The sequence below is a fragment of the Microvirga mediterraneensis genome, assembly GCF_013520865.1.
In the GTDB taxonomy this organism is placed as follows: domain Bacteria; phylum Pseudomonadota; class Alphaproteobacteria; order Rhizobiales; family Beijerinckiaceae; genus Microvirga; species Microvirga mediterraneensis.
On sequence record NZ_JACDXJ010000001.1, the window covers coordinates 2670661 to 2684429 of the forward strand.

12 protein-coding genes are annotated in these 13769 nt (G+C 65.9%); 7 read left to right on the forward strand and 5 right to left on the reverse strand.

Annotated features, from left to right (window positions below):
* Nucleotides 1-69: 69 nt before the first annotated feature.
* A complete protein-coding gene (locus H0S73_RS12730; protein WP_181052512.1) occupies nt 70-414 on the reverse strand; it encodes a response regulator in 345 nt (114 codons plus the stop codon).
* Nucleotides 415-541: 127 nt separating this feature from the next.
* The gene (locus H0S73_RS12735; protein ID WP_181052513.1) at nt 542-2356 is read right to left on the reverse strand and encodes an extracellular solute-binding protein; all 1815 of its coding nucleotides are present in this window, start codon (nt 2354-2356) and stop codon (nt 542-544) included.
* A 218-nt stretch (nt 2357-2574) separates the two neighbouring features.
* Here H0S73_RS12735 and H0S73_RS12740 point away from each other — a divergent pair, with 218 nt between their 5' ends.
* Entirely contained in the window at nt 2575-3363 is a 789-nt protein-coding gene (locus H0S73_RS12740; protein WP_181052514.1) for an invasion associated locus B family protein, read from the forward strand.
* A gap of 73 nt (nt 3364-3436) precedes the next feature.
* Here the strand turns inward: H0S73_RS12740 and hspQ are convergent, their stop codons facing one another.
* Complete coding sequence (hspQ, locus tag H0S73_RS12745; protein ID WP_181052515.1) at nt 3437-3766, reverse strand: heat shock protein HspQ; 330 nt, start codon at nt 3764-3766, stop codon at nt 3437-3439.
* A 220-nt stretch (nt 3767-3986) separates the two neighbouring features.
* Here hspQ and H0S73_RS12750 point away from each other — a divergent pair, with 220 nt between their 5' ends.
* Nucleotides 3987-4958 (forward strand): AEC family transporter, encoded by a 972-nt coding sequence (locus H0S73_RS12750; RefSeq protein ID WP_181052516.1) that lies wholly within the window; start codon nt 3987-3989, stop codon nt 4956-4958.
* A gap of 233 nt (nt 4959-5191) precedes the next feature.
* Here the strand turns inward: H0S73_RS12750 and H0S73_RS12755 are convergent, their stop codons facing one another.
* A complete protein-coding gene (locus H0S73_RS12755) occupies nt 5192-6403 on the reverse strand; it encodes a UbiH/UbiF family hydroxylase (protein WP_181052517.1) in 1212 nt (403 codons plus the stop codon).
* Nucleotides 6404-6590: 187 nt separating this feature from the next.
* Here H0S73_RS12755 and H0S73_RS12760 point away from each other — a divergent pair, with 187 nt between their 5' ends.
* The 5 genes from H0S73_RS12760 (at nt 6591) to pncA (ending at nt 12056) form a co-directional block, all read left to right on the forward strand.
* On the forward strand, nt 6591-8138 hold the full coding sequence (locus H0S73_RS12760; protein WP_181052518.1) for an ATP-binding cassette domain-containing protein: 1548 nt from the start codon (nt 6591-6593) through the stop codon (nt 8136-8138).
* Nucleotides 8128-9204: an ABC transporter permease gene (locus H0S73_RS12765; protein WP_181052519.1), complete on the forward strand. Its 1077-nt coding sequence runs from the start codon at nt 8128-8130 to the stop codon at nt 9202-9204. Before H0S73_RS12760 ends, H0S73_RS12765 begins: the two co-directional genes overlap by 11 nt.
* On the forward strand, nt 9201-10118 hold the full coding sequence (locus H0S73_RS12770; protein ID WP_181052520.1) for an ABC transporter permease: 918 nt from the start codon (nt 9201-9203) through the stop codon (nt 10116-10118). The genes H0S73_RS12765 and H0S73_RS12770 overlap by 4 nt, the downstream gene beginning before the upstream one ends.
* Nucleotides 10119-10221: 103 nt before the next feature.
* A complete protein-coding gene (locus H0S73_RS12775; protein WP_181052521.1) occupies nt 10222-11304 on the forward strand; it encodes a BMP family ABC transporter substrate-binding protein in 1083 nt (360 codons plus the stop codon).
* Between the two features lie 98 nt (nt 11305-11402).
* Nucleotides 11403-12056: a bifunctional nicotinamidase/pyrazinamidase gene (pncA, locus tag H0S73_RS12780; protein ID WP_181052522.1), complete on the forward strand. Its 654-nt coding sequence runs from the start codon at nt 11403-11405 to the stop codon at nt 12054-12056.
* Nucleotides 12057-12191: 135 nt separating this feature from the next.
* Here pncA and rimO read toward each other — a convergent pair whose 3' ends face one another.
* Nucleotides 12192-13508 carry a 30S ribosomal protein S12 methylthiotransferase RimO gene (gene rimO, locus H0S73_RS12785; protein ID WP_181052523.1) on the reverse strand — a complete coding sequence of 439 codons (1317 nt, stop codon included), beginning with the start codon at nt 13506-13508 and terminating at the stop codon, nt 12192-12194.
* Nucleotides 13509-13769 lie beyond the last annotated feature (261 nt).

Below are 13769 nucleotides of genomic sequence, written 5' to 3' on the forward strand. Positions count from 1 at the left end.
GCTCTTCGGAAGCGAGATCGCCGGCACAAGGCCGGTGATGACGTGGAGGGTTATGGCGCTCTTGAGTGCTCACATGTCCTGCGCCGCGACGGCCTGCATGCCGAGCCGGCTCTGGAGCATCGTGGCGGCTCCGCTGACGCCGCCCGTGAGGATGACCGGGGTGCCGCTCTCGGCGAGGTTCTTGCGCAGGCGGCTGGCGAGTTCCAGGAAACGCCTCCGCTCGGCCCAGCCCGCCTGGCGGGGCATCTGCAGCACCACGGCGGCCGGGCTCGGAATCAGGGCCAGAACATCGTCGGCGGCCTCGAAGGGGGTCGTGACGCTCGCATATCCCATGCCGGCCAGTTCCATCGACAGAGCACTGTCGGGATCACGGTCGCCGTCGTCGACGACGAGAACCTTCGGCATTGCGTTCATGACGATACCCTGCAGTTGGACGCGACAGATGGACAGGAGGTGCTCACCTAACGTCGAAGCAGAGCATTTGTTTCATCTTCTACATGAATGGAAGCTCAACAATAGGGTGTAGCGCCATTCATCCGGGCTAGTTCGGCTGGCGCCACCAGGTATCGATATTGGTCCCCATGAGCGGCGTCCTGTCAGGCCGCCTGAGGTCGCTCTTGTAGGCAAGCCACTGATCCTTCACGTAAAACAGAGGGACCACATAGAAGCCGGACAGGAGGGCACGGTCGAGCGCCCGCACGGATGAGACGAAGTCCTCCCGGCTCCTGGCCTCCAGCAGGCCGTCGATCAGGCGGTCGACCGCCGGCGAGGCGACCCCCGCGTGGTTCTGAGACCCGCCCCTCTGGGCCGCCGCCGAGCCCCAGCGGTTGCGCTGCTCGTTGCCCGGGGAGGGCGTTCCTGGCCAGAGCCACTGGACCATGTCGAAATCGAACCGGGCGAGGCGGCGCCAGGATTGCACGTCGTCGACGAGGCGCACGCGGGCCTGGACGCCGATGCGGCTCAGGGATTGCGAGAAGTTGAGGGCGAGCCGCTCCTGCGAGCGGGAATTGACCAGCATCTCGAAGGCGAAGGGCTCGCCCGTTCCCTTCTTCCGCAGGACATCGTTCTCCAGCGTCCAGCCGGCATCGGCCAGGAGCGCGAGCGCGCGCCGCGCCATCTCCCGGTCCCTGCCCGAGCCGTCGCCGGCGGGCGGCGCCCACCGGCCTTCGAGGACGTCCGCGCGCACGGCGCCGGGGAACGCCGCCAGCAGCGAGCGCTCCCGCTCGTCGGCGGGCCTGCCCGTCGAGGCGAGGTCGGAGCCGGCGAAATAGCTGTCCGAACGGGTCAGCTGGCCGAAATAGAGGTTGCGGTTCCCCCAGTCGAAGTCGAACAGGTAGCCCAGGGCCTCCCGGACCCGGACATCGGCGAAGAGGGGCTTCCGGGTGTTGAACACGAAGCCGTTCATGCCCTTGGGCAGCCGGGTCGTCAGGGTCTCGCGGACGATGCGGCCGTCCCGGACGGCCGGGATGTCGTAGCCCGTGGCCCATTGGCCCGGATCGCCCTCGATTCGGAAGTCGTAGAGCCCCGCCTTGAAGGCCTCGAACAGGGTGTTGGCGTCGCGGTAAAAATCGTACCGGATCTCGTCGAAGTTATAGAGCCCGCGGGTGACGGCCAGGTCCTCGCCCCAGTAATCCTTGCGGCGGGTCAGCACGACCCGCTCGCCGGGCCTGACCTCGGTCAAGGCATAGGGACCGGACCCGATGGGCGGCCTCAGCGAGGTCCTGTCGAAGGTCTCCAGGTTCGTGGCATGGGCCGGGAAGATCGGCATCGTCATGCCGATGAGGAGCGGCAGCTCCCGGTCGCTGGAGCCGGACAGGTCGAACCGGATCCGGTGCGGGTCCAGGATCTCGACCGCCTTCACCTGCCCGAAGCTGGAGCGGTGGAACGGCTTCCCGTATTTCTTCAGGGCCTCGAACGAGAACCGCACGTCCTCGGCCGTCAGGGGATGGCCGTCGGAGAACCGGGCCCTGGGATCGAGGTTGAAGGTAATGGAGCTCCGGTCCTCCGGCATCTCGGCAGTGCGGGCGACGAGGCCGTAGATCGTGAACGGCTCGTCGGTCGAGCGCATCATCAGGCTCTGGAGCACGTAGCGCGGAACTACATCCGGGGCGACGCCGAGGACGATCAGCGGGTTGAGGCTGTCGAAGGTGCCCTGGAGGGCCAGCGTGATTCGGCCGCCCCTCGGTGCCTGCGGGTTCGCATAGGGCAGGTGCTCGAAACCCGGCGCGAGGGCAGGCTCCCCGTGCATCGCGATGCCATGCCGCAGAACTTCCTGCTCGGACCCGGCGGCAGGGCCCAAGGACGGAAGGAGAAAGGCGGCGGCAATCAGCAGATTCCGTAGAAGCCTGAGGCCCATGACGCTCCCGGTGCAAGACGGCAATCAACCTGAGCAATGTTGTACAGAAATTTGCCCGAGGTGACTGGAAACCTATCACATGAAAGGTTAAAGGAGCCCCACACGTCTTGTCTTCGCCACATTCGGCAAGGATTTGGACCCCGTCATTGCAGGTTAAGAACACGCCGGGTAAACGGCCTATTCGAAAGCCGACCTTTCGACTGAAGAGGATCACAAACATGTCTTTCGCGACACGCTTCGCGAGCCTGGGGGGGACCCGTGGCCTGGCGACCGCCTTGGCTCTTCTGGTGAGCGCACCCGTTCTGGCTCAGACCGCCCCGGCCCAGAAGCCCGCCGCTCCGGCGACCCGGCCGGCCGCTCCGGCCCAGCAGCCCGCTCAGGGCGGCGCCCAGCAGCAGAACGCCGGCCCGACGGTCGTGCAGGTGAAGGCCGAGCCGTCCCAGCCGGAATGGACCAAGGTCTGCGGCAAGGACCAGAACACCAACACCGAGATCTGCTACACGACCCGCGACTTCGTGTCGGACCAGGGCCAGCCGGTTCTCGCTCTCGCCGTCTATGACGTGAAGGGCCAGCAGCCGCAGAAGGTCGTCCGCTTCGTGATGCCGCTCGGCCTGCTCCTGCAGCCCGGCCTGCGCTTCGCCGTCGACCAGGGCCAGGCGATCGCCGGCCGCTACGTCATGTGTCTGCCCAACGGCTGCTTCGCCGAGGCGCAGGTGAAGGACGACTTCATCGCCGCCATCAAGAAGGGCAGCAACCTGAACGTCAGCGTCCAGAACCAGATGGGCCGCGAGCTCACCTTCGCCGTTCCGGCCGCAGGCTTCGGCAAGGCCTTCGACGGTCCTCCGATCGACCCGAAGGTGCTCGAGGAGCAGCAGAAGAAGCTCCAGGAAGAGCTGCAGAAGAAGAGCGAAGAGATGCGCCAGCGCATGCTCCAGAGCCAGGGTCAGGGCGGCGCGGCCGCTCCCGGGGCTGCCGCCCCCGCCGCTCCGGCTGCCCCCAAGCCGTAAGGCTCGAAAGCATCCAACAAACAAAAAACGCCGGGCCAAGCCCGGCGTTTTCTTTTGCCTCGATTGAAAAATCTCAGTGGGCCAGGATCGGCTTGGCCTTGTAGATGCCGTTCTTCTCCAAGGTGAACATCTCGGCGATCATCGGATTGCGCAGAGGCTCGTCGGAATGATCGGGCAGGAGGTTCTGCTCGGAAACGTAGGCAATGTACTCGGTTTCCGCGTTCTCGGCGAAGAGGTGGTAGAACGGCTGGTCTTTGCGGGGCCGGACATCCTCCGGGATCGACAGCCACCATTCCTCGGTGTTGTCGAATTCCGGGTCGACGTCGAAGATGAGCCCCCTGAAATCGAAGACCCGATGCCGAACCACTTGGCCGATCGCGAATTTTGCTGAACTCGCTTTCATGGTCTTAACTCCTTGATCTTCATATAGAGATCCCCGCCGGATTCTCCAAATCGGCCTCCTGTCACAATCGAGAGAGCATCGGCTCTCCAGGCCGGAGCCTTGCGTTCCGGGACTGCCGCCCTCGCGAAAGGGAGGATTGTGGCAAGGTTGGAACCTTGCCAGAAGAGGCTTCCACCTCCGGCCTGCCGTTCCTTCCCTCGCTGTTCATTCGGAGCCGCCGATGTCCGACCTGATCGGGCTGTTCAATCTTCTTGCCCCGTTCTTCGGCCTCATCGGCCTCGGTTTCTTCTGCGGCAGGGTGGTGAAGCAGCCCGAGGCCGGGCTCGCCTGGATGCAGTTCTTCCTCATCTACGTGGCGCTGCCCTGCCTGTTCTACCGGCTCATCGCCGACAAGCCCCTGGACGAGCTGGCCAACTGGCCGTTCATCGCGGCCACCACCTTCTCGACTGCCTGCGCGTTCGTGCTCTCGTTCGCGACCGGCTGGCGCTACACGAAGGACCTGCCGCAATCCGTCATGCAGGGCGTGGCCGGGTCTTACTCCAACATCGGCTATATGGGGCCGCCGCTCATCCTCGCGGCCATCGGCACCGCGGCCAGCGCCCCGGTGGTCCTGATCTTCGTCTTCGACAACCTGTTCCTGTTCTCCGTGGTCCCGCTGCTGATGTCGATGGCGGGCCTCGACAAGCTCAGCCTGTCCGCAACGATCCGCCGGATCGTCTGGCGCGTAGTGACCCATCCCTTCAACGTCGCCACGGCCGTCGGCATCGCGGCGAGCTACCTGCATGTCCGGCTCCCCGGACCGGCCGAGCAGATTGTCTCATGGCTCTCCGGAGCGGCCGCGCCCTGCGCCCTGTTCATCCTGGGCGTTACCGTGGCCCTGCGACCCCTGAGGCAGATGCCGGGGGAGGTTCCGGCGCTGGTCTTCATCAAGCTGATTCTGCACCCGCTCCTGGTCTGGGTCGTGCTCTCCGCAATGGGCGATTTCGGCCCGGCCTGGACCTACGCGGCGATGATCATGGCGGCCCTGCCGCCCGCCCTCAACATCTTCGTCATCTCGACCCAGTACAATGTAGGCGTCGAGCGCGCCTCGGCCTGCGTCCTCGTCGGCACGCTGGTGTCGATGTTCACCCTGACCGGCGTTCTCTACCTCACCACGAAGACGGGAGTGCTGCCTTACGATCTGTTTCCGTGAGGGGACGTGCTACCAGTCGTCATCCCTGGACTTGACCCGGGGATCCACGTCTTCTTTGGCCTAAAGGCGTCGGTCGCCGGAACATCCGGCCATGACCGCGAGGGTGTCATCCCCGGCGCACGAAGTGCGGGAAGGGGATCCACGATCACCCTTGGCGCCATGGATTCCCTTCCCCTCCGCTGCGCTGCGGCCGGGAATGACAGTGGACGGTACGATCCTCTTTCAACCCGGCCCTAACCCTGCATCAGCCGGGGCACGCCGACCCGGGGGAGAACGCCTTCGCGCATGACGATCCGGCGCAGGGGGCCGATGTTGCTCAGAGCCAGAAGCCCGGCGCCGCGCAGGAAATCGGTCGGAATCATGCCGGTGAGAAGCGTCCGGTTGAGGCCGTCCACGGCGGCCGTGCGCAGGCGGACGTCGAGATCCCGGCTGCGCTGGTAACCCTTCAGGGTCTCATCCGATCCGGGGGAATGGCCCGCGTCGTGGCCATCGATGACCGCGTCCCGAAGCGAGGCGACATCGCGGAAACCGAGATTGAGGCCCTGGGCGCCGATGGGCGGGAACACGTGGGCTGCCTCTCCCACGAGGGCGAGATGAGGCGACCAGTAGCGATCGACCGAGAGGCCGCTCATGGGCACGAGCCCGCGCGGTCCATCGACGCGCATGGCGCCGAGATGCGACTGCGCCTGCCGCTCGATGGCCAGGGCGAGAGCCGCATCGTCGAGCTTCGAGAGGCGCTCCGCCTCGTCCTTGCTGGTGACCCAGACCAGGCTCGAACGGCGCCCGGGCAGGGGCACCAGGGTGAAGGGTCCGTGGCGGGTGTGGAACTCCGTCGAGGTGTCCCGGTGCTCCCGGTCATGGGCCAGGATGACCGTCACGGCGGATTGCGGGTAGGACCATGTCTTCGCATCGATCCCTGCAATCTGGCGCAGCCTGGAGTTCCGCCCGTCGGCCGCGACGACGAGGCCGGCGCGGATCGTCGCGCCGCCAGCCAGGGTAAGGGCTGCGCCGTTGTCGTCCGTCGTGAAGCCCGTGGCGAATTCCGGGACGAGGGTCAGGTGCTCGGCGTTCCGCGCGGCCTCCGCGAGGGTCTCGACGAGGGCGACGTTCTCGATGTTCCAGCCGAAGGCGTCGAGCCCGATCTCTCCGGCCCGGAACGACGCCGGGGGCGGACGGAACAGGCTGCCCGTGTCGTCGATGATGCGCATGGTTTCCAGCGGCGACGCCACGGAGGCCACCGCTGGCCAGACGCCGAGGGCTTCGAGGAAGCGGACGGAGCCGTTGAGCATGGCGACGGTCCGCCCGTCCCGGCGGACATCGAGTCCACCGACGAGAACGGTTTCGTACCCATCGCGGGCAAAGGCCAGCGCGGCACTCAGGCCCACGGCTCCGGCGCCGACCACGGCGATGTCATAGGTCTTCTCGGTCACGGGCACTCTCACCATCGGGTTGTGGACGGTTCGCGGACTCACAATAAACCACGGATTCGGCATTGCCGACCGGCGCGGCGCTTCCCTATGATTGTTCCATAACGGAAGCTCGCCCCCGTTCGGCCCTTGCCAAGAGCCGCGCGGGCCGTCATCCATGTGCAAATTCCTAACCCGCTGCAACCCTTAAGTCAGAGTCGCTTGTGTGAAGGCAGACGTATCATCATCGGGGCCGCCCCTCGTCGAGCTTCAAGGGATCAGCAAGCGCTATGGCGACCTTCTCGCCAATGACGGGATCAATCTGGCCATCCAGCCCGGCGAGATCCACGCCCTGCTGGGCGAGAACGGCGCGGGCAAGTCCACGCTGGTCAAGATCCTCTACGGGGTCATCGAGCCGAGCGCCGGCGAGATCCGGTGGGAGGGCCGTCCGGTCACCATCGGGTCCCCGGTCGAGGCGCGCAATCTCGGCCTCGGCATGGTGTTTCAGCATTTCTCGCTGTTCGACGAGCTGACCGTCGCGGAGAACATCGCTGTCGCGTTGTCGCATGAGTGGAGCCTGTCCACCGTCCGCAGTAAGCTCGGCGAGATCAGCCGGACCTACGGCCTTGCGCTCGATGCCGACCGGGCGGTCTGGACCCTGTCGGCCGGCGAGCGCCAGCGCATCGAGATCGTGCGCTGCCTGCTCCAGAATCCCAGACTCCTGATTTTGGACGAGCCGACCTCTGTTCTGACCCCGCAGGAGGCCGAGCATCTCTTCACGACCCTGGACCGTCTCTCGGCCGAGGGCTGCTCCATTCTCTACATCTCGCACAAGCTGGAAGAGGTGCGCCGCCTCTGCCGCAGCGCCACGATCCTGCGCGCCGGGCGGGTGGTCGCCACCATCGATCCCAGGGCCAGGAGCGCCCGCGAGATCGCCGCCTTGATGGTCGGCAACGAAGTCGGCGAGGTCCGCACCGATGCGCCGCATCATGTCCTGGGCGAGGTGCTCAAGGTCTCGCATCTGTCCATGCCGCCGGCCGGTCTCCACGGTCAGGCCCTACGCGACATCGATCTCGTGGCCCGGGCCGGCGAGGTCGTGGGCATCGCCGGCGTTGCGGGCAACGGGCAAAGCGAGTTGTTTGCCGCCTTGTCGGGCGAGCGCCTGGCCGACCGGCCGGATGCCATCGTCATCGCCGGGCAGCCCTCGGGAACCATGGGCATCGATGCCCGCCGCCGCCTGGGCGCGGCCTTCGTGCCGGAGGAACGCCTCGGCCATGCAGCGGCCCCGACGCACCGCCTGAGCGAGAACACCCTGATCTCCCACGCGACATCGGAGGTGAGCCGCTCCGGCTTCATCCTGCTGAATGCCGCCAGGCGGCTCGCCCGCTCGATCATCCAGAGCTTCGACGTGCGCACCCCCGAGGGCGATCCGCAGGCGCGCAAGCTGTCCGGCGGCAACCTGCAGAAATTCGTCATCGGCCGCGAGATCATCCGCAAGCCCAAGCTCATCATCGTCGACCAGCCCACCTGGGGCGTCGACGCGGGCGCGGCGCGGCTCATCCGTCAGGCGCTCGTCGATCTCGCCCGCGCGGGCAGTGCCGTCGTCGTCGTCAGCCAGGATCTCGACGAATTGTTCGAAGTGGCCGACCGGATGGCCGTCATTCATCAGGGGCAGTTGAGCCCGCTGAAGCCGGTCGGCGAATGGACCAAGGAAGCCATCGGCCTGGAAATGCTCGGTGTTGCACAAACCCAGGGGGGCGCTCATGCGCTTTGAGCTGACGCCCCGTCCCAATGTGTCTCCCGTCATGCGGGCGCTCGCCCCGGCGGCGGCCTTCGTCACCGCTTTTCTCATCGCGGGATTCGTCATCTGGCTGATGGGCCGCTCTCCCATCGCGGCCTTCGATGTCTACGTGCTCCAGCCCCTGAGCGACTCCTGGTCCCTGCAGGAGCTTCTGGTCAAGGCGACGCCGCTGGCGCTCATCGCTATCGGCCTGTCCTACTGCTTCCGCGCCAATCTCTGGAATATCGGGGCGGAGGGCCAATACGTGATCGGCGCGGTGCTCGGCAGCTGGCTCGCGCTCAAGACGCACGGTACCGAGGCTGGAGCGTGGGTGCTGCCCCTCATGCTCATCCTCGGCATCATCGGCGGCGCCCTCTACGGCTTGATTCCGGCCTTCCTGAAGACGCGCTTCGGCGTCAACGAGATCCTGACAAGCCTCATGCTCGTCTATGTGGCGCAGCTGATCCTCGATTATCTGGTGCGCGGTCCCTGGCGCGACCCGAAGGGCTTCAACTTCCCGCAATCGGTGACCTTCGACCCGTCGGCGACGCTGCATCCGATCCTGGAGGGCGGCCGCGTCCATTTCGGAGCCGTGTTCGCGCTGATCGCCGTCCTGCTCACCGCCGTGATCCTGGGGCGGACCCTGTTCGGCTACCGGCTGAAGCTGACCGGCGACGCGCCGCGCGCGGCGCGGTTCGCGGGCTTCAGCTCCAAGGCGACCACGATGGCGGTCTTCGCCATCTCGGGCGGGCTGGCCGGGCTCGCGGGCATTTCCGAGGTTTCCGGCCAGATCGGGCAGCTGCAGCCGTCGATCTCGCCGGGTTACGGCTTCACGGCCATCACGGTGGCGTTCCTCGGGCGCCTCAACCCCATCGGCATCCTGATCGCGGCGCTCGTCGTCGCCCTGACCTTCATCGGCGGCGAGAGCGCCCAGATCATGCTGAAGCTGCCGCTCGATCTCACGCAGGCCTTCCAGGGCATCCTGCTGCTCTGCGTGCTCGCAGCCGACGCGCTCGTGAGCTACCGCATTCGTTTCGTCTCACGGGGAGGGGGCAAATGACCACTTTCGAGGCGATTCTGCTTACCATCGTGACCGCATCCACGCCGCTCCTGATCGCCGCCCTGGGCGAGCTGGTGGCGGAGCGTTCCGGCGTGCTCAACCTCGGCGTCGAAGGCATGATGGCGATGGGGGCGGCGTGCAGCTTCGCCGCCGCCGTGACCTTCGACTCGACCCTGCTCGGCGTCGCCGCCGGGATGCTCGCGGGCGTCCTGATGGCCGCGCTGTTCGCTCTCGTGGTGCTGGGCTTCGCGGCGAACCAGGTCGGCTCGGGGCTGGCGCTCACGATCTTCGGCCTCGGATTGTCGGGTCTGATCGGTGCTCCCTTCGTGGGCGCGCGGCGCGATCCGGTCGCGCATATCGACATTCCGGTGCTGAGCGACATTCCCGTGGTCGGACGCCTGTTTTTTGAGCAGGATCTGTTCGTCTACGCGTCCATCGCGCTCACGATCCTGGTCGCGATCTACCTCACCCGGACCCGCTCCGGCCTGACCCTGCGCTCCATCGGCGAGAACCACACCTCCGCCAATGCGCTGGGCCTGCCGGTCTGGCGGGTGCGGTTCTGGGCCATCCTGTTCGGGGGCGCCTGCGCAGGGCTCGCCGGGGCCTATCTCGCCCTGGTCTATACCCGCTTCTGGTCGCCCGGCATGACGGCGGGACGGGGCTGGATCGCCCTGGCGCTCGTGGTCTTCGCGGCCTGGCGGCCGGGCTGGCTCCTGGTCGGCGCCTACATTTTCGGCGCCGCGACGGTGCTGCAGCTCCACGCCCAGGCGGCCCAGTTCGGCGTGCCGCCTCAGCTGTTGTCTGCCGTGCCGTATCTGGCCACGATCATCGCCCTTCTGCTCCTCTCCCTGCGGCATGGCAGGGCCGTCGGGGCGCCGGGTTCCCTGGGCGTGCCCTTCGTGCCTGACCGGTGAGCAAACTGGTGTTAATCTGACCAAAGTGTAGGCAGAGGAATTCTTGCCAGAAGCCTTCAGACCTGCGACGGAATGTTTGGAATTCAACCTCGAGGGAACGAGCATGTTTTCAGGGAAAGTCTTCGGAGCCGTTGCGGGGGCAGCGATCCTGGCGCTGTCCGCGACCGGCGCACTCGCGCAGGCCAAGGACAAGATCAAGGTCGGCTTCATCTATGTGGGCCCCGTGGGTGACTTCGGCTGGAGCCACCAGCACGACCAGGGGCGCCAGGCCATCGAGAAGGCCTTCCCGGGCAAGGTGACCACCACCTTCGTGGAGAGCGTGCCGGAGGCCGATTCCGAGCGCGCCATCGAGCAGCTCGCCCGCACCGGCCACGACCTGATCTTCACGACCTCCTTCGGCTTCATGGAGCCGACCCTGAAGGTCGCCAAGAAGTACCCGAACATCAAGTTCGAGCACGCCACCGGCTTCAAGCGCGCCCCGAACCTCTCGACCTATGCGGCGAAGTTCCACGAAGGCCGCTACATCACCGGCGTGATCGCCGGGAAGATGACCAAGACCAACACCATCGGCTATGTGGGCGCCTTCCCGATTCCGGAAGTGATCGCGGGCATAAACGCCTATTATCTCGGCGCCAAGTCCGTGAACCCGGACGTCAAGATCAAGATCGTGTTCGCCAACACCTGGTTCGATCCGGCGAAGGAAGGCGATGCCGCCAAGGCGCTGCTCGACCAGGGCGTGGACATCCTGGCTCAGCACACGGATAGCCCGGCGCCGATCCAGGCGGCCGAGGCCCGGGGCAAGTTCGGCTTCGGCCAAGCCTCCGACATGGAGCGCTTCGCTCCGAAGGCGCAGCTCACCGCCATCACCGACAATTGGGACGACTACTACGTCGCGCGCGCCAAGGCGGTTCTCGACGGCACCTGGAAGTCCCAGGACACCTGGGGCGGCATCGATGCCCACATGGTCGTGATGACGCCCTACAAGAACATGCCCGACGACGTGAAGAAGATGGCCGAGGAGACCGAGGCCGCGATCAAGACGCACAAGCTCAACCCCTTCAAGTGCCCGGTCATCGGCCAGGACGGCAAGGAGATCGAGTGCAAGGGCAACGGCGCCCTGTCCGACGAGCAGGTGCTCGGCATGAACTTCTACGTGAAGGGCATCGAGGACAAGATCCCGCAATAAGCGGAACTGGTTTCGCAACAGGGAAGGGCAGCCGGGAGACCGGCTGCCTTTTTCGTTGCGGCTGCTATATCCACGGTCGGAATCGAAGGGGATGACGCATGACCGAACGGGCGACGATCAAAGCGGGTGAGCACGACGTCCTCATCGTCGTGGACGTGCAGCTCGACTTCCTGCCCGGCGGGGCGCTCGCCGTGCCGGAGGGCGATGCCGTGATCGCGCCGATCAACCGGCTCGCGAAGCTGTTTCGCCATGTGGTGCTGACGCAGGACTGGCACCCGGAAGGGCACGCTTCCTTCGCGTCGAGCCATCCGGAGAAGCAGCCATTCGAGGTCACCGAGCTGCATTACGGCCCGCAGGTGCTCTGGCCCAATCATTGCGTGCAGGGAACGCCAGGCGCCGAGATTTCCCCTGACCTCGACATCCCGCATGCCCAACTCGTCATCCGCAAGGGCTACAATGCCCGGATCGACAGCTACTCGGGCTTCAAGGAGGCGGACCGGCGGACCTCGACCGGGCTCGCTGGCTACCTGAAGGAGCGGGGCTTCAGCCGGGTCTTCTGCGTTGGGCTCGCCCTGGATTTCTGTGTGGCCTGGACGGCCCTCGACGCCGTGGAGGCCGGGTTCGACACCTACCTGATCGAGGACGCATCGCGGGCCATCGACACGGACGGATCACTCGCCAGGGCCCGGCGTGACATGGAGGCGGCGGGCGTTCATGTAATCAGGAGCGAGCAGATCCTGGGTGCTCGATAAATTCGTGTTCGGATCCACGACGTCATGGCCGGGCTTGTCCCGGCCATCTCGATTGGAAAAGCGATGCGCTTGACAGGGTCGGGATCACCGGCACGAGGCCGGTGATGGCGCGGAGTATGTTGAACGGCTTGCGCTTTAAACCACCGTCCCGTGCAGGTCGTACTCGTCCGAGCTTTCGATCTTCACGTTGACGATCTCGCCCGGCTTCAGCGGCGTCTTGGAGGCCACATAGACGACGCCGTCGATCTCGGGGGCGTCGTACTTGGTGCGGCCGGTCGCGACCGTGGCGCCCTGGTCGTCGATGATGACCGGCAGGGTCCTGCCGACCTTGCTCTTGAGGATCTTGGCGCTGACCTTCTGCTGGGTCTGCATGAAGCGGTGCCAGCGCTCTTCCTTCACCTCGGGCGGGACAGCGCCGTCGATGTCGTTGGCGGGCGCGCCCTGGACCGGCTCGTACTGGAAGCAGCCGGCGCGGTCGATCCTGGCCTCCTTCAGCCACTGCATCAGGACGTCCACATCCTCGTCCGTCTCGCCCGGGAAGCCGACGATGAAGGTCGAGCGAATGGCGAGATCGGGGCAGATCTCGCGCCATTTGTGGATGCGCTCCAGGGTCTTCTCCTGGTTGCCGGGACGGCGCATGGCTTTCAGGACGCGCGGCGAGGCGTGCTGGAAGGGAATGTCCAGATAGGGAAGGATCTTGCCCTCTGCCATCAGCGGGATGACCTCGTCCACATGCGGGTAGGGGTAGACGTAGTGCATGCGCACCCACATGCCGAGATCGCCGAGTTCCCTGGCGAGTTCGAAGAAGCGCGTGCGGACCTCGCGGTCCTTCCACAGGCTGGGCTGATACTTGATGTCGAGGCCGTAGGCGCTGGTGTCCTGCGAAATGACCAGGAGTTCCTTGACGCCCGCCTTGGCGAGCTTTTCAGCCTCCCGCAGCACGTCGGCGATGGGGCGGCTGACCAAGTCGCCGCGCAGTTTCGGGATGATGCAGAAGGAGCAGCGGTTGTTGCAGCCCTCCGAAATTTTCAGGTAGGCGTAGTGGCGCGGCGTCAGCTTCACGCCCTGGGGCGGGACGAGATCGACGAACGGGTCGTGGGCCGGCGGCACGGCCTGATGCACGGCCGAGACCACGGATTCGTAGGCCTGGGGACCTGTGATCGCCAGGACGTTCGGGAACTGGTCGCGGATCTGCTCGGGCTCGGCGCCCATGCAGCCGGTGACGATGACCTTGCCGTTCTCGGCCATGGCCTCGCCGATGGCCTCCAGGGACTCGGCCTTGGCGCTGTCGAGGAAGCCGCAGGTGTTGACGATCACCACGTCGGCCCCATCATGCTCCTTGGTCAGCTGGTAACCCTGGGCGCGAAGCTGGGTGATGATGCGCTCGGAATCCACCAGGGCCTTCGGGCAGCCCAGGGACACGAACGAGACTTTCGGCGCGGGAGCATTCATCCGCAACATCCACTTATCTAATCGAAACTGACATCCGCGCGGCACCCGCCCGGAGCGGCGCAGCGTGACGGAATCGCGACGGAAAACCTGTCGATCGAGGGCAGGAACACTCGGCACGTCCGGCAGGATTGCACTGAAAGACCTGCCGACGATGGCGCCTGGATCGATCCAGCGTCTCGCGCAGGCGTTCCAGCACATCAGGACCGCGCGACTTAAGACGCGATGTGCCTTTACAACACCGGGTTGGCCTTTACAACATCC